General features: G+C 41.1%; 20 protein-coding genes. All 20 read right to left on the bottom strand.

Annotated elements, in window-relative coordinates; genetic code table 11:
- Window positions 1–25: 25 nt before the first annotated feature.
- Window positions 26–742: a GNAT family N-acetyltransferase gene (locus H4075_RS19740; protein WP_182802533.1), complete on the bottom strand. Its 717-nt coding sequence runs from the start codon at window positions 740–742 to the stop codon at window positions 26–28.
- A gap of 61 nt (window positions 743–803) precedes the next feature.
- Complete coding sequence (locus H4075_RS19735; RefSeq protein ID WP_182802532.1) at window positions 804–1,157, bottom strand: hypothetical protein; 354 nt, start codon at window positions 1,155–1,157, stop codon at window positions 804–806.
- A 125-nt stretch (window positions 1,158–1,282) separates the two neighbouring features.
- Complete coding sequence (locus H4075_RS19730; protein ID WP_182802531.1) at window positions 1,283–2,863, bottom strand: MFS transporter; 1,581 nt, start codon at window positions 2,861–2,863, stop codon at window positions 1,283–1,285.
- A 61-nt stretch (window positions 2,864–2,924) separates the two neighbouring features.
- Window positions 2,925–3,587 (bottom strand): beta/alpha barrel domain-containing protein, encoded by a 663-nt coding sequence (locus H4075_RS19725; RefSeq protein WP_182802530.1) that lies wholly within the window; start codon window positions 3,585–3,587, stop codon window positions 2,925–2,927.
- 42 nt (window positions 3,588–3,629) lie between these two features.
- Window positions 3,630–4,079, bottom strand: coding sequence for a YhcH/YjgK/YiaL family protein (locus tag H4075_RS19720; protein ID WP_182802529.1), 450 nt, complete (start codon window positions 4,077–4,079; stop codon window positions 3,630–3,632).
- 70 nt (window positions 4,080–4,149) lie between these two features.
- Window positions 4,150–5,175: a sugar kinase gene (locus H4075_RS19715; RefSeq protein ID WP_182802528.1), complete on the bottom strand. Its 1,026-nt coding sequence runs from the start codon at window positions 5,173–5,175 to the stop codon at window positions 4,150–4,152.
- A 17-nt stretch (window positions 5,176–5,192) separates the two neighbouring features.
- On the bottom strand, window positions 5,193–6,239 hold the full coding sequence (locus H4075_RS19710) for a sugar kinase (protein WP_182802527.1): 1,047 nt from the start codon (window positions 6,237–6,239) through the stop codon (window positions 5,193–5,195).
- Between the two features lie 3 nt (window positions 6,240–6,242).
- Window positions 6,243–7,148, bottom strand: a complete 906-nt coding sequence (gene kduI / locus H4075_RS19705; RefSeq protein WP_255460240.1) for a 5-dehydro-4-deoxy-D-glucuronate isomerase — start codon at window positions 7,146–7,148, stop codon at window positions 6,243–6,245.
- Between the two features lie 44 nt (window positions 7,149–7,192).
- The gene (kduD, locus tag H4075_RS19700; RefSeq protein ID WP_182802526.1) at window positions 7,193–7,957 is read right to left on the bottom strand and encodes a 2-dehydro-3-deoxy-D-gluconate 5-dehydrogenase KduD; all 765 of its coding nucleotides are present in this window, start codon (window positions 7,955–7,957) and stop codon (window positions 7,193–7,195) included.
- Between the two features lie 7 nt (window positions 7,958–7,964).
- Entirely contained in the window at window positions 7,965–9,407 is a 1,443-nt protein-coding gene (uxaC, locus tag H4075_RS19695; RefSeq protein ID WP_182802525.1) for a glucuronate isomerase, read from the bottom strand.
- Window positions 9,408–9,457: 50 nt separating this feature from the next.
- Window positions 9,458–10,999: a tagaturonate reductase gene (locus H4075_RS19690; RefSeq protein WP_182802524.1), complete on the bottom strand. Its 1,542-nt coding sequence runs from the start codon at window positions 10,997–10,999 to the stop codon at window positions 9,458–9,460.
- Between the two features lie 68 nt (window positions 11,000–11,067).
- On the bottom strand, window positions 11,068–12,075 hold the full coding sequence (locus H4075_RS19685; protein ID WP_182802523.1) for a pectinesterase family protein: 1,008 nt from the start codon (window positions 12,073–12,075) through the stop codon (window positions 11,068–11,070).
- Window positions 12,072–13,976: a glycoside hydrolase family 88 protein gene (locus H4075_RS19680; RefSeq protein WP_182802522.1), complete on the bottom strand. Its 1,905-nt coding sequence runs from the start codon at window positions 13,974–13,976 to the stop codon at window positions 12,072–12,074. The genes H4075_RS19685 and H4075_RS19680 overlap by 4 nt, the downstream gene beginning before the upstream one ends.
- A 39-nt stretch (window positions 13,977–14,015) precedes the next feature.
- Window positions 14,016–15,674 carry a glycoside hydrolase family 28 protein gene (locus H4075_RS19675; protein ID WP_182802521.1) on the bottom strand — a complete coding sequence of 553 codons (1,659 nt, stop codon included), beginning with the start codon at window positions 15,672–15,674 and terminating at the stop codon, window positions 14,016–14,018.
- Window positions 15,675–15,872: 198 nt separating this feature from the next.
- Window positions 15,873–16,319 (bottom strand): nuclear transport factor 2 family protein, encoded by a 447-nt coding sequence (locus tag H4075_RS19670; RefSeq protein WP_182802520.1) that lies wholly within the window; start codon window positions 16,317–16,319, stop codon window positions 15,873–15,875.
- A gap of 18 nt (window positions 16,320–16,337) precedes the next feature.
- Window positions 16,338–17,732, bottom strand: coding sequence for a Gfo/Idh/MocA family oxidoreductase (locus H4075_RS19665; protein WP_182802519.1), 1,395 nt, complete (start codon window positions 17,730–17,732; stop codon window positions 16,338–16,340).
- Window positions 17,733–17,774: 42 nt separating this feature from the next.
- Window positions 17,775–19,379 (bottom strand): glycoside hydrolase family 43 protein, encoded by a 1,605-nt coding sequence (locus tag H4075_RS19660; RefSeq protein ID WP_182802518.1) that lies wholly within the window; start codon window positions 19,377–19,379, stop codon window positions 17,775–17,777.
- The gene (locus H4075_RS19655; protein ID WP_182802517.1) at window positions 19,376–20,419 is read right to left on the bottom strand and encodes a Gfo/Idh/MocA family oxidoreductase; all 1,044 of its coding nucleotides are present in this window, start codon (window positions 20,417–20,419) and stop codon (window positions 19,376–19,378) included. Before H4075_RS19655 ends, H4075_RS19660 begins: the two co-directional genes overlap by 4 nt.
- A gap of 71 nt (window positions 20,420–20,490) precedes the next feature.
- Window positions 20,491–21,384 carry an alpha/beta hydrolase gene (locus H4075_RS19650; protein WP_182802516.1) on the bottom strand — a complete coding sequence of 298 codons (894 nt, stop codon included), beginning with the start codon at window positions 21,382–21,384 and terminating at the stop codon, window positions 20,491–20,493.
- A gap of 7 nt (window positions 21,385–21,391) precedes the next feature.
- The gene (locus tag H4075_RS19645) at window positions 21,392–22,315 is read right to left on the bottom strand and encodes an alpha/beta hydrolase (protein WP_182802515.1); all 924 of its coding nucleotides are present in this window, start codon (window positions 22,313–22,315) and stop codon (window positions 21,392–21,394) included.

Raw genomic sequence — 22,315 nt, 5'->3', positions numbered from 1 at the left:
ATCGAAATTCCTGCCAATGGAATTATTATCCCCTCTGTTCCTTCAAGAATTCCATCAGCATCGCATCATACAGCTCCTGTAAATTTATTTGAACATATGGTTGCCATGCATCGGTTAAACGGTTATAAACTTCTGTAGCTTCAAGGTCAGGAAATAATTTGTAATCAAACTTGGCCGTATGCAGACTGATATAACCCGGATAGAACCATGTTTTTTGTAAACGCATGGCTTCTTCCAGTTTAAGCAACAGCAATACTTTTCCCAAACTGTATTTCTTATAAGCAGGATCGTAAATACTTAAAATACCTGTGAGTGATGTTGCTGCTTCATCATAACAACCGGCTGCTATTAATTTTCCGTTGTCACGGATCATGAGCAATTGTGAAGGGAACACATTTTCAGTTTTCTCACCCAGTAAATAGGCCCTTGCTGAATCACTCATGTCAAAATCAAGCTGCTCACGGTATTGTGTAAACAACTCTTCAAGTTCATCGGTGAATTGCAGAGGTTCAATGCTGCTGCTGAATTGTTCGCATGCACGCAACAGCTTCTTACTTTTCCTGCTGTGCTGATAATCTGCTAAACGGTAACGAAGCCAGAAAACAGCAAAGAACTCCTCTTCTTTTGCAATAAGATCGGTGGTGATCAGCATTTGATGAATACGGTACCAGCCTTTGCTGAGATAGGCATCAAGCAATTCGGGGCTTACTACATCCGGATAAAAATGCTGGTAGTAGATCATGTAAATAAAAAACTGTTTAACAGGAAAGATACAGCAAGCAATGCTTCAATTTGTATGTCTGTTAAAGAGCCGTATCAATTTCCAACATCATGGTTACCTGTTCATAACCTGCTAACTGGTAATCGCCGGTGTTCACACAAAATTCCTTGAGATTATGCGGCGAATGATTCATCACTTCAGACATAGGTTGTAATTGATACATCTCCGCATGTTCAGCATGATTTGCCAATACAAGACAATCAGGTGAAGCAGCTGTTTGTGATCGATCGATGATGCGCCAGCCGATATTCAGCGGTGGTTGATTTGGATCTTTTGTATTGAGCTGTTTACTGAGAATACTGCAGTTCACATAAGCTCCATGAATAAGCAGTTTAATTTCGGGTTGCCGGGCGGTAAGCTGTGCAATAAGGATCATGCGTTATAATTTAGATTACGAAACTAGGAGGGTAGTTTGCAGTCTATTTGCGAAGTGAATCTTCCATAAAAAAAGTTGCCAGCCTTCAAAAGGCTGGCAACTTTAGTTGAAATATCGTTTTTGTTTTACAGATCGTTAATCACTTTATACTTCGGCACTAATGTTTTCATCACTCCCCATGCTACCAAATAAGCTAACGCACAAATTGTAAACATGATCGTGTACGACGTCGTCATCTGCGCCTGCACCAGGGGTTTTTGTAATTGCACGATCTGGTCAAATGCAGCAGCATCTATAGTCTTGAGTTGAGTAGTTACTTCAGCAGGTAACCCGCCCAGTTCTGAGCTATTAAGATTAATGGCATCGCCATATTTGGTCACAAGTTTCAAATTGAGGATCTGGTCAACATAGTTACCCAAACCATTTGCTTTTGCTTTTACCCATGCTTCAGCAATACCAAACGACTTATACTTATCGAATAAAAAACCACCCAGTTTGGAAAGTATAACACCACCAAAACCGCCTGCCATACCACCAATGCCTACAACAGAACCAATGGCTTTTTTCGGGAACATATCACTTACCGTAGTAAAAATGTTTGCACTCCATGCCTGGTGTGCTGATGCACCGATACCAATCAACAATACCGGAACCCAGAAACTGATATGCCCGAAGGGTTGTGCAAGCAATACAACCAACGGCACCAGTGCAATCAGTAACATGGCTTTCATACGGCCATCATAAGGCAGGTAACCTTTCCTGATAAAATACATGGGAAGCCAGCCTCCGCCAATACTGCCGATCATGGTCATGCTGTACAAGGTCATGATGGGAATATTAATATCAGCTTTCGTCATGCCGTATTGTGCTTTCAAAAATGCCGGAAGCCAGAAGAGAAAAAACCACCATACACCATCGGTCATAAACTTACCAAACGCAAATGCCCATGTTTGTTTATAACCAAGCAACTTACCCCATGATACTTTTTCTCTTTGCTTTTCGTTTTGGGGACCTGCTACTTCATCTTCACCACTGTGTATATAGTTGAATTCCGCAGCTGATAATCTTTTTTGTTCTTCAGGCTTATCATAGAACCAGATCCATAAACCCATCCATAAGAAACCAACACCACCCACTACAATAAAAGCACCTTGCCAATGCCAAACACTCAATAAAAAGTTCACAACAGGAGCAGCAACGATGGCACCAATATTGGCACCCGAGTTAAAAATACCCGTTGCAAGTGAACGTTCTTTCTTGGGGAAATATTCGGCAGTGGCTTTAATAGCAGCGGGAAAGTTTCCAGCTTCACCAATGGCAAGTACTGCCCTGGCTAACATAAAACCTAATACAGAAACAGAACCGATCGACATACCTAATGCAGCAATGATCTTACTCAAGCCTGTACCAATTGGAATTGCTGCAGCATGGATCATAGCACCAATCGACCATACAACAATTGCCCAGATGAATCCTTTCTTTGTACCCAATCTGTCAATCACCTTTCCTGCAAAAAGCATAGAGATAGCATACACCAATTGAAACACGATGGTGATGTTTGCATAATCGGTATTGGTCCACCCGTATTCCCCTTCCAGGGTAGGTTGAAGCAAACTCAACACCTGCCTGTCAAGATAGTTGATGGTTGTTGCAAAAAAGAGTAGGGCACAAATCGTCCACCTGTATTTACCTATGGCTTGCTGCATGTTCGTTGTTTTATCCGCCGTTTTTAAACATTTTGATCTGTTCTGAAACGGGAAGTGGTTATTATTTTTTTACTGATGCGATGATTTCCAGCACTTGTTTCGTTGCTTCTTCCATGGCCGCATAATCTTTTGCTTCCATTAATTTTTTGCTGATGAGTTTACTGCCCATACCCACTGCACAAACACCTGCTTTATACCAGCTCTCAATACTTTCTTTGGTTGTATCCACGCCACCTGTTGGCATAAACAACAATTTAGGGAAGATATCCTTAATAGTAGTTAAAAACTCTGTGCCCAACATATTTCCCGGGAATAACTTGATGAATTTGATGCCTGCATTTTCTGCTGCAATAATTTCACTCGGTGTCATACAACCCGGTGCATAGAAAATATCATTTGCTACGCAATAGGCTGCTACATCAGGAACAAAGCCGGGACTTACTAAAAAGTCGGCACCTGCTGCCATATAGTCTGTTGCGTGTTGCATGTTCTTAATGGTACCAACACCCAGTAACAAACCGGGCATTTCTGCATTACGCAGCTGCACCATTTTGGTGAAGTTTGCCAATGCAGCATCACCACGGTTGGTGTATTCCACTGCTTTGATACCTGCCTTATAAATTGCTTTCAATACATCAAGACTTACTTCTTCGCTTGGATTAAAATACAAAGGAAGAATACCCTGTTGTACAATGGCGTCTGATATCTGTTGTGTTTTGCTCATTTTGATTTTTTTAGTTCCCGGCATAAATGCCAGGACCAGTCATTAGATTTTTACTTTGATTACTAACTTTTTTATTTCCCCTTCACCGATCATTGGTGCATGCACATCTTCTGGATAGAAGATCGCAAACTGCCCATCGGTTAATTGGAAATAAGTATCAGGAGCATCGTCGAAAAACAATACATCCTTTTCATCGTTGTACTCGCCTTTTGGTGAGGTGCATTTTTCTCTTGGTTTCCAGCCAATGGTTTCAATACCTCTGATGCAAAGCTGAATGTCGATATTCTTGTTATGACATTCAAACTTCTGCAGGCTGGTTTCTTTTGTTTTACCGGGTGCATTGCTGATGATGGCTTTTAAACCTTCTGCAATATCACTCTTGCCATCGGCAGCATTGCCGAGGTCGGTTTGCTGGATGTACTCAAATGCTTTTGCAAACAACGGATGTGCTGAAAAGTATTTGGGCGCATTCTTTATTGTATCTATGATCATCGTCGTAATTTATAAAATGAATGATGAGTGATGAATGATGAGTTACTCATCATTCATCACTCATTACTGATTATCGTTGCACCCTTCCGCTGCCATCACCTTTCATCAGGTCTTTTACTTCTCCTAATGTTGCATGGTTCAAGTCACCAGGGATCGTATGTTTCAATGCACTTGCAGCCACACCAAACTCAGCTGCTTCGCCCATTGGCATGCCGGTTACTAAACCGTAGATCAAACCACTGGCAAATGAATCACCACTACCAACACGGTCAACGATGCGTACACTATATTGTTTTGTGTGATAGTAATCTGCGCCATCATATACCAATGCACTCCAGCCATTATCAGAAGCACTGTGGCTTTCACGTAATGAAGAAGCGATGAATTTGAAACCAAACTTCGCTTTCATTTGTTGAAATACATCTTTGAAACCATCAAGGTTCAATTCGCCTTTTGTAACGTCTGTATCTTTTGCTTTAAAGCCAAGGCATAAATCAGCATCTTCTTCGTTACCGATACAAACATCAACAAATTCGCAAAGACCAGTCATTACTTCACGGGCTTTTTCTTTCGTCCATAATTTTTTACGGAAGTTAAGATCGATAGAAGTGGTGATGCCTTTTGCTTTTGCAGCTTTTAAAGCAGCTAACGTCAACGCAGCAGCTTTATCGCTCAATGCAGGAGTGATACCGGTTGTATGGAACCAGTCAGCACCATCAAAAATTTTATCCCAGTCAAACTCACTTGCATCCACATCTGCAATAGATGCACCTGCACGATCATATACTACTTGCGATGCACGCATTGATGCACCTGTTTCGAGGAAGTAAATACCTAAACGGTCTCCACCTCTTGCAACAAACTGCGTATCTACACCATAACGACGTAAATGATTAATGGCCGATTGACCGATTGGATTGTTTGGCACTTTGGATACAAATGTTCCATTCAAACCATAGTTACATAGTGCAGCAGATACGTTTGCTTCGCCACCACCATAAGTGATATCAAATGTATCAGCCTGTACAAAACGTTTAAAATCGGGAGTTGACAAACGCAACATAATCTCTCCGAGTGTTACTACTTTTTTCGACATATCAGTTGTTTTAAATGCTAGGAAATAAATGATTGTTGTTTGATTGTTTCAAATTTTGCTTTTACCTGTTGAATAGTTTCTACTGTATTTTTTGTTGAATCGCCTTTTTCATGCAGCTTGGCAAAAGCAGCAGCTGCAGCAAAACCGATCACATCCCGCAATGCACGTTGTGATTTTAATCCATAGATCAATCCTGCCATAAAGCAATCGCCACTGCCAACTTTATCAACAATGGCATCAGTTGCAAACACAGGGCTTACAGCCTGTTCTTCTTTTGTATTGAGTGCAGCATAGTAACTGATGTTGCCAGCGTCTGCATCAAAGCGAAATGTATTGGCAACCCACTTACAGTTTGCAAAACGGTCAAACAATTGTTTAGCTGTGTAAGTAGCATGTTGTAAAAACACTTCTTTGCTTCGTGGTTGTAAAAGATTGTTATCAACAGAAACACCAAGCAATGTTTGTGCTGCCCAGATGTTGCCCATAATTACATCACAATACTTTACAAGACTTGGCATTATTTCCCAAGGCTGTTTGCCATACTTCCATAACAGTGAACGATAATTCAAGTCAACAGAAATCGTGATGTTACGTTGCGATGCAGCTTTCAATGCTTCTAAACAAAGTGCAGCAGCTTTTTCACTCACCGCAGGAGCAATGGCACTGAAGTGAAACCATTCAACATCTTTTAATATCTCATCCCAATTAACTACTCCGGTATTAAGCGTAGAGAAGGATGAATATTTCCGATCGAACACATTCTCTTCACTCTTCATATCGGCGCCTTCTTTCAGATAATACAATCCAATGCGTTCGCCGGAAAGAATGATAGGAGAGGTGTCGATATTTTTTGTTTGGAGGAAAGCGATGATATCATGTGTGATGATATTATCGGGTAAGGCTGTGCAATATTTCACAGGTATTTGCCAGGTAGCAAGTGCTGTTGCTACGTTGAGTTCGGCACCACCAACAAACACAGGCAACTGGTTTGTATGTAACCATTCACCACCATTCGCAGGTGGAAGACGAAGCAACAATTCCCCAAAGCAAAGCACTTTACTCATAAACTATTTCAGCGTTGGAACCGGAGCCGGGTCCATATCAGTATAAACTAAATTTTCACCGGCCATTCCCCAAATGAAACCATAGTTGGTAGTGCCGCAACCAAAGTGTGTACTCCAGGGTGGAGAGATCACCGCTTCGTTATTGGTCATTACCATATGTCTTGTTTCCATTGGGTTACCCATGAAGTGGAATAAACGTTGTCCTTCCGGTAAATCGAAATACAAATACACTTCCATACGGCGTGTATGTGTATGTGGCGGAATAGAATTCCAAACACTGCCCGGCGCAAGAACCGTTAAACCCATCACCAACTGACAGCTTTTTAAACCATCAAGATGAATGTATTTATAAACAGTACGTTTATTCGCAGTTTCAACTGCACCCAACTCAACCGGTGATGCCTGTTCTTTGGTGAACATGGCGTTTGGATAAGTTGCATGCGCTGGTGATGATAATAAATAAAATACAGCAGGATTCTTTTTTGATGCTGAAGCAAAACTTACTTTTTGTGTTCCCTTGCCGAGATACAAACAGGAGAGTTTATCCAGTTCAAACTTTTTACCATCTGCAGTTACAGTTCCTTTACCGCCCACATTAATGATACCGAGTTCTCTTCTTTCCAAAAAATACTCAGCTCTTAATTCAGGATGATTCGGAAGTGTTAATGTTTTTGCTACAGGAACTGCACCGCCAACAATTACACGATCGTAATGCATATAAACCAATTTCAGTTTATCAGCTACCAACAGATCTTTCACCAAAAAATTATCGATGAGCTGTTGTGTATCGAATCCTTTTGTTTCTTCCGGTCCAACTGCAAAACGCACTTCCATATCGCCATCCATGTACGTGTTGCTCTTATAATCTTTTAATTGCAGAGCCGGAGCTTTTGCCTTTTTTGTTGCCATTGTATATGCTTAAAACTTATTACTTAATACTTATCACCTAAAACTTATCTCGCCATCCATCCACCATCAACAAACAACACCGTACCATTTACATAATCTGATGCTGATGAAGCAAGGAATGTAACCGGTCCTTTGAAATCTTCAGGCACACCCCAACGACCAACAGGAATACGACTTAAGATCGATTGACTTCTGTCTGCATCTTCACGCAACGCCTGTGTATTATTTGTTGCGATATAACCCGGTGCAATACCATTTACACAAACACCTTTGCTTCCCCACTCATTACCGAATGCACGCACCAAACCGGCAACAGCTGATTTAGTTGCAGTATAACCGGGTACATTGATACCACCCTGGAAACTTAACAATGAACAGGTGAAAATGATCTTACCGCCACCGTTATCGATCATGTGTTTACCAAACTCACGACCCAAAATGAATTGTGCGTTGAGGTTGATGTCAACTACTTTATCCCAATATTCATCAGGATGTTCAGCAGCAGGTTTACGCATAATGATACCTGCGTTGTTAACAAGAATATCAATCTTTTTATTTTCTTCTTTTACTTTATTGATGAATGCATAAAGCGCTTCACGGTTACCGATATCAACACGGTGATAGGTGAACTTGCGGCCTGTTGCTTCAACAGCAGCTTTCACCGCAGAATAATCTTCCACAATAGAAGCGCCAATAATATCTGCACCTGCTTCAGCTAGTGCTGTTGCCATTCCCATACCAAGACCGGTATCGCAACCGGTTACTAATGCTGTTTTACCTGAAAGGTTAAAGAGATCCAAAGTTTGCATGATTCGATTATATGTTTTTTGATGTGACTGTTTCTGCTGCATCGAGATGCTGCAGGTTGAAATATTGTTTTGCGTTGTTGTAACAGATATCCTGGATGGTTTTTCCGATCAATGCAATATCATTCGGCAATTCACCATTCTCCACTTCTTCACCATACATGTTGCAAAGTATGCGACGGAAATATTCATGACGAGGGAATGAAAGGAAACTTCTGCTGTCAGTTAACATACCAACAAAACGACTGAGTAAGCCCATATTGCTGAGTGCGTTGATCTGTTTGGTCATGCCATCTTTCTGATCGAGGAACCACCAACCGCTGCCCCATTGTACTTTACCTGCAACGGAACCATCATTGAAATTACCGATCATGGTTGCGAACAATTCATTATCGGCAGGGTTCAGGTTATAGATGATGGTCTTCGCCAGTTTATCATTACTGTCTAACCGGTTCAAGAATTTTGACAAAGCTCTTGCCTGGGAGAAATCACCAATGCTGTCCCAACCTGTATCTGGACCCAACTGTTGCAACATGCGGCTGTTGTTGTTACGCAATGCACCAAGGTGGAATTGTTGTACCCATCCTTTTTCATGATCCCATTCTGCAAAGATCACCAACATCGCACTTTTGAACTTCTTCTTTTCTTCAAATGTTAAGTTGCCACCACTACGCACTTGTGCAAAAATGCCTACGATCTCTGTCTGTGTATAATCTTCTGCATAGATCTCTTCCAAACCATGATCTGATACTGCACAACCATTCGCTGCAAAATAATCATGACGCTTTTTCAATGCCGCTAAATAATCGTTGAAGGTGCTGATGGAAGTGTCAGCCGCTTTTTCCAATTGGGTGAGATAGTTATTGAAGCCGATGGTATCATCCACATTCATGGCCTTATCAGGACGGAAAGCAGGATTCATTTTTGTGAAGCTGCCTTGCTGACGAAGTTGCTGATGATATTTCAGATCATCAACCGGATCATCCGTTGTGCAGATGAGTTTTACATTCATCTGTTGCAATAAACCCTGCACGCTGTGTGATGCGTGCTGCAATTGTGCAGTAGCATCATCATAAATTCGATTGGCGCTGTCGGCATTCAGTACTTCATGAATGTTGAAATAGCGTTGCAATTCCAGGTGCGTCCAATGATACAAAGGATTGCGTAAGGTATATGGAACCGTAGCCGACCATTGTTCAAATTTTTCCCAATCGCTGGCATTACCGGTGATGAACTTTTCATTCACACCATTGGTACGCATGGCCCTCCATTTATAATGATCGCCATACAACCACACCTGCGTGAGATTACCGAAGTTGATATTATTCGCTACCTGCTCCGGAGGCAGGTGATTGTGATAATCAATGATGGGCATTTGCTTTGCAAACTCGTGGTAGAGTTGCTCGGCTGTTTTGCTTTGCAGTAAAAAGTTACTGTCTAGAAATTTTTTCATGTGATCCGTTTTGTCGATATCTGTATTGCTTGCTTATCTTCTAATAAACATCAGGCTTCGTTACTTTCAACTTTATCCCGGTTTAACTGGTAATTTTTTACAGTGTTCAACACGCCTTCTTCCATCATCGCATTCATATAAGAACTCACTGCAAATGCAAAACCGGGTAATTCTGAAAGATCGTGACCGAGAATCTGTTCATTCGCTAAAGCCTTCTTCACCACATCTGCGGGCTTGTTATTCTTCCATAGCTGATGGAAATAACCTGCGTGTTCATCCTGTATCGGGTAAACCACACCGTTAGCTTCACCATAGTAGGTACCGCTCTCGCTGTGCTCACACTTCATAAATAAAATGTATGCTGCAAAACCCAATGCCATCGAACCCGGAACATACAGATCCTGTTCAAAATGTTTGAGCAGTAAAGGTATGTTACGCATGCGCATTTTGTGCGAATAATTTAGTGTAATGCTGATCCATTTATGATCGATAAACGGGTTGCGGAAACGGTCGAGAACGTTACCTGAAAATTCACGTGCTTCCAGCACCGAAATTTTTTCATTACTCACACATGGTGCTATCTCGTGATGCATCAGATCATACACATATAAACCCATTGTTTTGTTTTCCATTGCTTCCTTCACTGTTTCAAAGCCTGAAAGGAAAGCAATGCCGCAAGAGAAAGTGTGTGTACCATTGAGCAAACGCAGCTTCAGTTCCCGCTGTTTATTAATATCATTAGTGATGACAACTCCTTCGTCTGCCTTTGCAAAACTCAACACCTCTTTTACTTTTGGGTTGGATGTTTCAATGGCCCACAAGCTGTAAGGTTCACTCATGATCATTAGTTCGTCTGTGAAACCAAGTTTTGCTTCCGTTGCTTTTTGTTGTGCAACAGGAAGTTTGCCGGGAACAATACGATCAACTAAAGAATTACAAAATGTATTTGCATTCTCCAGCCAATCAATAAATGCATAATCTGCATTGTTGAGATGGGCCAGTTCCATCACAATCGCCTGGAGTTTTGTTCCATTGTCAGTGATGAGTTCTGTCGGTACGATCACCATTCCCTTCGTTACGTCACCATTGAACGCTTTATAACGTTCATGCAGAAAGGCAAGCAGTTTACCGGGGAACGATACCGGTGGATTGTTCGTGATCTTATCTTCTTCTACCAATACAATTCCAACCTCAGTTGTATTGGAAATGATGATCTCCATTTCAGGATTGGAAGCACAATCCAATATTTGCTGCCATTGTGATTTTGCAGAAAGTACACGACTGATGGATGAGTTGATGATATACTCTTCCGTAATTTTTTGCTGACGGATGCCGCTGATGCAATGGGTGTATAAACCATCCTGCACTTCATACGCATCGGTGCCACCACTATCGGTTGATTTTACTATTACAACACGGCCATTGAATATGCCTTTCTTATTTGCCTTGTCGATAAAATAATCAGGCAATCCACGCAACAACACACCTGTACCAAACTGAAGTACTTTTTCAGGTAATGCAAACAATGCATCAGTGGGAACAGATTGTACTGCGCCGTTTAATTTCGATAACGTTTCTCTTGATAATTGCATCTTACTCTCTTTAATATGTAACAGAACAACGATGATCATTTATTTTTACGAGCATCGTCATTCCTAGTTTATAACTTCCATCGATCACCAAACACCCATTGTGCATTGATCTTTTCAACCAATTCCTTACTGATATTATTATTGAACCATGCATAATCGCCTGCTTTCCGGTGACAATTGTAATAGTAGATCCGTTCGCCCCACTGCATGTTATTGGTTGTTACCACACGATAGATGGGCGCATCTTTCATGTTATCTGCAAACAAACAATTGATGAGATAAAACTGTGCATCACGATGATAGCGACCCAACAGAAATCCATCATAACCTTTAAACCTGCAATTGAGCAAAACGGTTTTTGAATCTTGATGTCTTGAACCATCATGCCATATTGCAGCAGAACCTGTGTTGGCAATAAACTCACAGTTCTCTGCAAATGCCCAACCACGTGGACAATAAAAATCAACTCCTCCTTCCATCACACAATCTTTAAAATACCAAAGACCATTTTCTACTTCCCATGGACTGACTGTATCACCTGCATATGCACGGAAATAACAGTTGATGGCTTTTAACCTTGTGCAGCCCATGGTTCGCAGTGCCATCTGGTGACTACCCTTTGTGATCGTTTTCTTTTTGTTCACCGTATCAGCTGCACAGGCAACAACTCTGTCTTGTAAAAAATCAAACCCATAGCTGTTTGTAACGGTGAGGTTTTTCAATGTAATATCATTGGCGCCAACATTCATGGTGGCAACGCCCCAATCATCTATATGATCGCAACGCCACTCATCTCTTGCAATGGCAGCTGTTATAACAGTTGTTGTTCTGTCTTCGCCTTCGAGTACGAGATTATTTTTTTTGATGAAGATCTTTTCCTTGTAGATCCCTTTCTTAATATAGATCGATCTTGTAACCGCTGATGAATCGCTTAAACTATTGATCGCTTCTTGTACTGTTTTATAATTTCCACTTCCATCCTGTGCAACAATTAGTTTCTGTTGACTGGTTGCTGAAATACTCATCAGTAAAAAAATCAATGCACAACTCAATACTATCGTCAGGCGTTTTTTCATTTCTTAACTGCCTGCTGGAGTAACCACTTTACGAGGTCTTCTGCTGCTTTATAATTTTCGAAATCTGCAGGTAACAGTTTCCGGTTATCGATATATTCATTGTACACCCATGGGTCACCTACAGCAAACACAGTGCCTTTACCATATTTTGCAACAGCAATGATCACTGCATTGTCTTTTGTGACCAATGCCTTTGCAGGTGCTTTCACGGTCAATTCGCTGAGTTCTTTCAGGAACATCTTTTTTGTTGTTTTGAAAACAGGATTGTTTACGCCCGGTAAAACTTCACCTTGCGAATAAGTATCGTTCTTCACCATGTTTAAACTGTTATTGGTGAAGTTGATGCCAAACTTGTTTGCCAACAGGTTTAAGTGTGGTAGATCACAGTTGTTACTATCGTTGGCCATGATCACCAACACACCACCTGCATTTACCCAATTTCTGATAGTCGTTACATCAGTTGCTGTAACATAATTTGGTTTTGGATTATCACGGATATGATCAGGATCAACCATTACATAAACTGATGCTTTGCTGAGATTGCTTGCTGTTGGCGTAACATCTAATGATTTAAGATTAGCTCCATAGCGTTCGAAAATTGTTCCCAGTGTATAATAGCCACCATGACTTCTTTCTTCCCATGTGTAATGCCAGTAGCTCATTTCATCACCTGCATCTTTCTTTTTCTCACTGTTGAACCAGCGATCAAGCAAAACGGTTTTGCCTTTGCCAATTGATTGTGTGGGCAACTGCTCCATTTCACCTGCTGCTAATAAAAATGCACCAACACCTTTTGCATCGTTCACAATTACATCTTCGCTCATGTAATAAGTAAAGCTGCCATCACGGTAAGGCTTACCTCCAAGTCCAGATACTTTCACTGTGCCATGCAAATTGGTTTGACCGTTTTCTTCTTTGATGAAACGTTTTACAATTCCATCGTAACCTTTCTTTGCAATCGTAAGTTTTGTAGGAGGTAGATAACCTTTACGAACACCTTTTGCAACTGCATATACAAATTGAGAGGAAGCTGAAGCTTCAAAATAGTTTTTCTCTTTACCGGGACCATTGTAATTCATTACATCGTACCACAAACCAGTTGTTGGGTCCTGTTGTTTTTCAATAGCATTTACCAAACGGTTCAATATTGCAATGAGGTCTTTACGTTTTGGATGAGTAGCCGGGAAATAATCCAATGCATCAACCAGTGCATCTGCATACCAACCCATTGCCCTTGCCCAGAAGTGTGGTGAAGTGCCGGTTGTTTTATTGGCCCATTGCTGTTGTTTGCTTTCATCCCATGCATGATAAAGCAATCCTGTTTTGGGATCACGTGCATGCTTTTCCATCCAGATAAACTGGTTGGCAATATCATTAAAGGCTGTGTCTTCGTGAAATAGCATGGCATACTCTGCGTAGAACGGAGCACCCATATACAAACCATCCAACCACATCTGGTTGGTATAAATTTTCTTGTGCCAGAAACCACCTTCGTTTGTGCGTGGATGTGTACGCAGCTGATCACGGAGATGCATGGCTGCTTTTTTATACTTGTCTGCACCGGTAATGCGATACAACATCAGCACCAGCTTGCCATTGTTTACGTGGTCGATATTATATTCTTCTGCTTCATATCCTTTGATCGTTCCGTCGTTCTGTACAAAATAATCCATGCGGTTTTTGATGGAATTATAGTAAGCTACATTTCCTGTACGCATCCACAAACTTTCAAGACCTTTCAACACTACGCCCATGTCGTAACTCCATTTGGTGCGACTACCAATAGGTAAACTATCGGGCCAGATCTTATCGACTGTGGCAGCAACTTTCTCGCTGTACTTTGTTTGAGCGGTTGACTGTAATCCGAGAGCAAGCAATGCTATTATGATGAGCTTCTTCATGTTCCTTTTTTATATGCGTCGTTTATACGTTGTTCGATTTTACCACTTAATTTCTTTTACATCTGCGCCAAACTCAGTGAGTAACTTCTGTTTTGCGTTTGCTGCGTTTGTATTTTTTATGCTGATATTCTTTACACGGTCGCCACTTACACGAAACAATACTTCACTACCGTCTTTGTATGTGATCTTGTCAAACGAAATATTATCGCTGTTGAGAATATCAACTACCGGGTTTGTATCGGCAGAAATGATCTGAATGTTTTTGAACGTAATACCGCTCGCTTCCTGCACATCAATTCCTTTATCGGCCTGCAGTACCATATTCTCCAGCACAATATCTTTTATATGCATTTCGGGAAGACCACGAACGAAAATGCCTTTAGCAGCACCATTGCAATACACATTGCTGATATGGAAATTTCTAAACACCGGTGTTGTTTCATCAACTGGCTTTACTTCTACTTTAGGCAATTCTCTTTTTTCACCTAAGAGTGGAACAGGATCTTTTGCCATGTAGTACATATCAAACAAAATGGCTTCAGCAGGAATATCTTTCATGTAAATATCCTTGATGAAAATATTTTCTACGACACCTCCACGACCTCTCGTTGTTTTGAAACGAAGACCAATATCTGTACCAATGAATGTGCAATTACTGATGTACATGTTTCTTGCACCGCCACTCATTTCACTGCCAATTACAAAACCACCATGCGATGCATACACGGTACAACCACGAATGATCACATTCTGCGTTGGCATTGCACGCTTGCGCCCTTCTGCATCACGACCACTCTTCATACACAATGCATCATCGCCCACATCAAATACAGAGTTTTCGATAAGCACATTGCTGCAGCTTTCTACATCAATACCATCACCATTCTGTGCATACCATGGATTTTTTACAAAGATGTTGCGAACGGTTAAGTGTTCACTCATCAACGGATGCAAGCACCAGGCTGCTGAGTTTTGAAAGGTTACACCTTCGAGTAAAATGTATTTACATTCAGTGATCAGCACCATGTTGGGACGAAGAAAATCTTTGATGCCTGCGAAGTAAGCTGCATCACGTTCAGGTTTGATCTCACCAGGGTTCGCTGGTCCTCTGCTTGCTTTCATAAAAGCTTCAGAAGGATACCATGTTTTTTTATCATCACTCACCACACCACCTGATTCAACTAATTTTTTCCATTGACCTGCAGTAAGCTTATCGCTCTTTACTGAGCGCCATCCATCACCATTGCCATCAACAATTCCTTTACCGGTAATAGCAATGTTTGTTACACCGGTTGCAGAAATAGGAGATTGGTTACGCATCTGTGGTAAACCTTCCCAGTTTGCTTTCACTAATGGATATTGTGATTTATCTGCTGTAAACAATAAAGTAGATCCTGTTGCCAAATGCAAATTCACATTACTCTTCAAAACAATTGGTCCTGTTAACCATAAACCAGCAGGAACCAGTACAACACCACCACCTTTTTTGTTACATGCATCGATCGCATTATTGATGGCCTTTGTATTAAGCGTATTACCATCGGGCACTGCACCAAACTTTACAATGCTAGTTGTATCTTTTTTGAATTTAGGAGCGACGATAACAGGTAATTTACCATTGAAACCGGCTGGCGTTGTTTGCGCAACTACAAGTGCACCGGTAGAAATAAAAGAAAGTAATACGATAATTTTTTTCATGACAGCTTTGAATCGTTGAATAGATAGAAATGACGCCGCTTCCAGAGTACAATTTTACCTTTAACTGGCAGCATGGTCAAGCAAACGAGGCTGTTTATTTACGCAATCGTTATCGGGAATTGTTGCGTAAAAATGATTCAAAATCAGCCAGATAAAATTACAGGTTCAATAACTGGCAAAGGGGTACGTTTGTCTGTTTTATGGGGTGATTTTAACTGCCTGCCTGGCTAATAATTTCCATTCTTTGCTTTGTTTTTGCCAAACCAGCATAATCTTCAGATGTACTTCACCTGGTTTGTTGTTGTCATTGGTTGTTGCATGCAGTTCATGACGAACAATGGCTGTGTTGCCACTTATTGCAATGGTTTGGTTTTTTAATTCGATGGTTACAAAATCAGATTGACCGCTGGCGATCTTCTCTACAAACTGTGCTTTTGTTTCAACCAGTCCACCTGAATGTCCATAACTGAGTTGATCAGCAGCAATTGATTCCAGTGCAGCTCTTTCGCCACTAACCATCGCTAGTTTTAGTTTTTCAACAGCTTCACTAACCTTCGTTTCTTTTTTGGATTGTGCAGCAACTAATGTTATTGCAATACTGAAAATGAGAAGCAGGGAATATTTTCTGAAGTTGAAAGCCATCATTTGATCTTTTAAGTTTTATTAAAATCTGTTTGCCATAGGCACAAGATCGGTAAGTTCACTAATCTTCACCGGGCGCTTGAGCTGAATACTTTTTCGGGCTGCAATACCAATAAGAATACTCATGGCGCCTTCTCTTGTTCCTGCCATTACATGATGCGGATTATCGTTTGTATTGGTGAACATACGGCGCTGCATACGAATATCGCCGCCACCATGTCCGCCACGGATCTTCGCAGTTGTGTATACTTCGAAGTCTTTACCGAAATTATCCCAGGCGAGAATTTCATTTGCTTCGCCTGCAATCGCATCATCGGCATTACTCATTTCAATGGCATGTCGCTTTGACTCATCCATTTTTGTTTTTTGCAGGTAAGGAATATCTTCCCATGTTTCAATTCTTCCTTTCATGCCGTTGAATGCAATCTGCCATCCTTCATATGGTGAATAGGTAGTAAGTGAATAATTTACTGTAACACCATTTGCATAAATAATTTGCGCACTCATTTTATCATAAATATCAATATCGTTACTCCACACACAACCATCACGGATATAACCATCATGCTGTTCATTATTGACATATAAATTTACGTTGTGTTTATTCGCAGTGATGTCCCAATAGAATTTACACTTGGGTTTGTGTTCGCAACCACGGCATTTGGTACCACGGAACTCATTATTCTTTCCGTAATGATCCAATGAACCATATGCACTTACTTCAACTGGTTCGCTATTCAGCCACCAATTCAATAAATCGAAGTGATGCGTTGCTTTGTGCACCCACAAGGACCCACCTTTGTTCATACGGCCATGCCAGCGGCGGAAATAATCAGCACCATGATGTACGTTGAGGTACCAGTTAAAATCAACAGATGTGATCTTGCCAACACGATTTGCTGCCAGCAGTTCTTTCAGCTGCATAGCATGAACGCTGTGACGATAGTTAAAGGCCACGATTACTTTCTTGCCTGATTTTTTTTCAGCCTCTAATATTTTCCGACACTTGTCTTCGTCGGTTGTCATTGGTTTTTCAGTAATTACATTGAAGCCTGCATTCAAGGCTTTCACAATTATTTCATCGTGTGTAGCATCAACCGTTGTAACTATGATGTAATCGGCTTTGATCTGTTTCAGCATTTCATCCACATTCACAAAAGTTGGACAACTAACACCCATAAATTCTTTTGCATAAGCCAAACGTCCCGGATTGATATCACTCAAACCAACAAACTCGCAGGCATCTTTAAATTCACTTACGATTTGTTTGCCCCACAAACCAGTACCACGAACACCGGTACCAACAAGAGCGAGTTTTAATTTAGTGGCTGAGCCGGCAGCAATTGAAGTAAATGGATGCAGCATTAAGGATGCACCTGCTGCTGCTGTAAACTTTACGAATGATCTTCTTTCCATATGGCAATTTTTATATTGTTCGAATAAATGATCGTTGCAATCCTATTGTTCAATCCTGAACCAATCGATATCCACCACGCCTGCATCGTTAGTTTTGTTACTGCGGTTGAAGAAGAAACCAACTTTCGCTCCAACCCATCTTCCGGGCTTTGCAGTTAATGCATCACCAATGGTTTTGAAGGTTTTCCCATCTTCGCTGTAACTGAAAGTGCAACTTGCTGTTTTGCTTACCTGCACACGGAAATAAATATCCTTACTCTGCAGTTTTTCACCGTCCTGTACTGTTTCTTTTCCTTTACGGTCTGCATCCACGCATTTTACAAAGCTGATGTAGTTGCCATCCGCTCTTTTTTCTATTGCGATATACGCATAGCTTGCTCCGTGCACCATCAAGGCAAAACGTTCTTTTTCGTGGCGTGGCTGAAATGAAAATTTAGCAGTGGCCGTAAATTCTTCGGCCGGGAATTTTTGCGCCAGCAGGTTTGGATAATCCCACGGTGATTTTATACTGTCGGGCAAAATGGCTGAGAACATCCGCAATACGCCTTCCGTTGTTGGAAATGCCCAACCTTGTTGAGGGTTTGCCTGCCATTGCCATTGCAAACCGAGTTTGGATGAATTGAATTCATCACTGTCGGCAACTGTTGCAACAGGATATGTTTTACCAACATTCGGCTTTTTATAAACCATCACCGGTTCGCCTTTGGCATCACCATCTTTATCAACACCAATCACCGGCCAATCATTTTTCCAACTCATCGGTTGTAAATGCACCACTCTTCCGTATGCATCTTTATCCTGAAAATGCAGAAACCAATCTTCGCCTGTTTGCGTGTTGATCCATGCGCCCTGGTGCGGACCGTTCACTGTTGATGCTCCCTGATCCATCACCACTTTACGTTCATAAGGTCCATAAATATTTTTTGAACGAAGCACCAATTGCCAACCCGTACTTACGCCACCGGCCGGTGCAAAAATGTAATAGAAACCATTGCGTTTATAAAACTTCGGTCCTTCGAGTGTTGGATCAGTTGCGTGACCATCGAACACAAGCACCGGATCACTAATCACTTTTGTGGCTTCTTTATTGAGTTCTTTTACGACGATGATGGATTTAAAACCTGCACGACTTCCTGCATACGCATGCACGAGATAAACTTTGCCGTCAGTATCCCATAACGGACAAGGATCAATCAAACCTTTTCCCGCTTCTACAAGAACAGGTTCAGTCCATGGGCCATTAATGTTTTTTGCTTTTGTGAGATAAATCCCAAAATCTGGATCAGGATAGTAGATATAAAATTCATTGTTGTAATAACGGATTGATGGTGCCCACACACCGCCGCCATGTTGCACAGAAGAAAAATGATCGAATGGTGGCTGACGTTTTAATGCATGACCGATCAGTTTCCAGTTTACTAAATCTTTTGAATGAAGAATAGGCAAACCGGGAATATGATTAAACGATGATGATACCATATAGAAATCATCGCCTACACGAATAGCATCCGGATCACTGTAATCAGCATTTACAACAGGGTTTTTAAATGTGCCATTGCCATTATCTGATACCCATGCTTTTGAAATTGTTTGCGCTGATACAGTTAAGTAAAACAAAACAAAGCCTATCGTTAAAACACTTTTCATAATTCAATCACTCTTTTTTCTTCGTTGCTTTTAAAAGCTGCTTCAATGATTCTAATCACATCCGTTCCTTCAGCAGCAGTTACAGGCAATGGCGCATTGTTGCGGATGGCCTGGTAAATACCTTCGTAATAAGCTGTATAGTTTCCAGTTAAAGAAGGGATTTTTTCATTGATAATTTTTCCATCTACTTCTGTATGCAACAATCCTTTTTCTGTCTCGGGTTCAATGCCATAAGCATCATCCGTAGGTAACATGTGCGATTGCAGTTGTGTTTCCTGCATATCTGTTTTTGGTTTGATGAAGGAACCTTTGCTTCCATGTAACACATAACCGGGCAATGCTTCACGCACCTGGTAACTTCCTTTGATGCGTACTCTTGATGAAGGATAGTACAACAGGACTTCAAAATAATCATCTACTTGTGATACAGGCCGCATAATAGCTATATCTGCAAACACAGCCGTTGGCATTCCAAACAATTGCAATGCCTGGTCGATAAGATGTGAACCCAGATCGTACAAAGCGCCTGTTCCTTTCATCGCTACTTCTTTATGCGCTTTCGGACTGATCTCTTCTTTATACCGATCAAAATGAAATTCTGCTTCTACAATATTGCCTAACAACTTTTGATCAAGTACTGATTTGATGGTTTTATAATCACTATCGTATCTTCTGTTTTGAAAAACAGAGAGTTTCAGATTTTTTTCTCCAGCTAATGCAATCAGTTCTTCAGCTTCTGCTACTTCTACTGTAAATGGTTTTTCGCTGATGACATGTTTGCCCGCAAGCAACGCTTTTTTTACATAATCGTAATGGGTGATGTTAGGCGTATTGACAACAACCAATTCCACATTTTCATCAGCCAGCATTTCTTCAAGTGTACGGTATGTTTTAACAGCAGGATATTTTTCCTGTGCAAGATTCTTGGTTCGTTCCCACACAGCATAAAAATGAAAACCGTGATGTGTACTGATGAAAGGGGCGTGAAATACCCAACCACTCATACCAAATGAACATATTCCTGTATTGATCGGTTTCATAAATTTTTGTTTCTGGTTACAGGTTGCAAGTTACCGGTTACCTGAAACCAGAAACTTGAAACCCGCAACTATTATAACGACGTTAACCAGTTTTTCAAACGCTCCATCCAGTTATCGGTTGTTGTTTTATTGAACATGCCAAAACCATGTCCGCCTTTTGGGTAAAGATGCATTTCAGCAGGCACTTTGTATTTTACACAAGCCTGGTAATAACGGATGCTGTTTTCAACAGGTACTGCTCCATCGTCTGCCGCATGCACTAAAAAGGAGGGAGGAGTTTTTGCTGTTACCTGCAATTCGTTTGAATAAAGTTTTATCTGGTCTGCCGATGCAGTTGCGCCCACTAAATTATTTCTTGATCCTTTATGTGTAATGGTACTATCGAAACTGATAACAGGATAAATGAGTATTGCAAAATCAGGGCGAACAGAAGTGGTGTCTTTAGTTGTTGCATCTGCTTTGCTTCTGAAATGTGTTGCAGCAGTTGATGCTAAATGTCCGCCTGCAGAAAAACCCATGATGCCGATCTTATCTTTCTTCAATCCCCATTCAGCTGCTTTGCTACGCACCAAGCGAACGGCTTGTTGCGCATCCTGCAATGGAGCAAGACTACGATCGATATTTGTTGTATCATCAGGCAAACGGTATTTCAATACAAAAGCGGTGATGCCCCATTTATTCATTTCTTCTGCCACACGTGTACCTTCTTTATCGAATGCAAGAATACCATATCCACCACCGGGACAAATGATCACCGACATACCATTTGCATTTGCCGGTTTATAAATTGTAAGTGTCGGCACACTCACTTTTGAAATGCGCAGCACGTTATCTTTTGATACCGCAGTTTCTTTAGTGCGACCGGGTTTTGAATTTGGAACTGTGCCATCATACAATGGCATTTCCTGTTGAGCGTAAAGTGCTGTTGCAACCATAAACGAACTTATCAATAAAACTAATTTCATACTGTTATTATTTAAAAGGAACAGGCAAGATAAAACTCATTTCTTTTAACCACGCTTCTAATAAAGGCAGCCATTGTTCAGTTGACCCCGGATTTTCATCCAGCCGGATGCCATGGGCGCCCTGCGGGAATATATGCAGGCTCGCATTGATCTTTTTTTCAACTAACGACTGGTAGAATAACAAACTGTTTTGCACTTTTACCGTACTGTCGTTTTGTGCATGCACTAAAAATGCCGGAGGCGTGAAGGAGGTCACCTGCAATTCACTTGAATAATATTCGATGTTTCCTTTTGTGGTATCGGCTCCAAGAAAATTCTTTTTGCTGCCGCCATGTGCATATTTGCCCATAGTTACAACAGGCGAAAGCAATACCATAAAATCAGGACGATAGCTATACCTGTCTAATGTATCATTTGCTACAGCTTCATCTTTTACATGTGTGCCGAGTGTAGTTGCTACATGTCCACCTGCACTGATACCCATGATACCTACTTTGTCTGTTTTGATATTCCACTGCACAGCATTTGCTCTTATGACACGAATAGCCCGTTGTGCATCCTGCACCGGTACAAGTTGTTTATTGATGAGATCCTGTTGATGTGGCAAACGATGAATAAGCACAAATGCATTTACGCCAATGCTGTTATACCACTTCGCTAAATTGAATCCGCTGTATAAATGTGAAAGTCGTTCATATCCACCGCCTGGAACAATCAACACAGCTGTGCCGTTGTTCTCTGCTTTCGGTACAACAAAGCAATAAATACCCGGTGTTGCTACTTGCCAGATGCGTTCGTTGAATAAACTATCGGTTATTTTTTTACCGTTGTTGTTGGGCTTTTTTCCTGCGGGCCATAATGGTACAAACTCCTGTGCTTTTACAAACACAGAAAGAAGAATAAAGAATAGAAGTAAAAAATTATTCTTCAT

Origin of the sequence: Lacibacter sediminis (genome assembly GCF_014168535.1) — a bacterium.
GTDB classification, from domain to species: Bacteria; Bacteroidota; Bacteroidia; order Chitinophagales; family Chitinophagaceae; genus Lacibacter; species Lacibacter sediminis.
The sequence above is the reverse complement of the archived record's forward strand: the minus strand, read 5'-3'. Positions and strand labels throughout refer to the sequence as shown.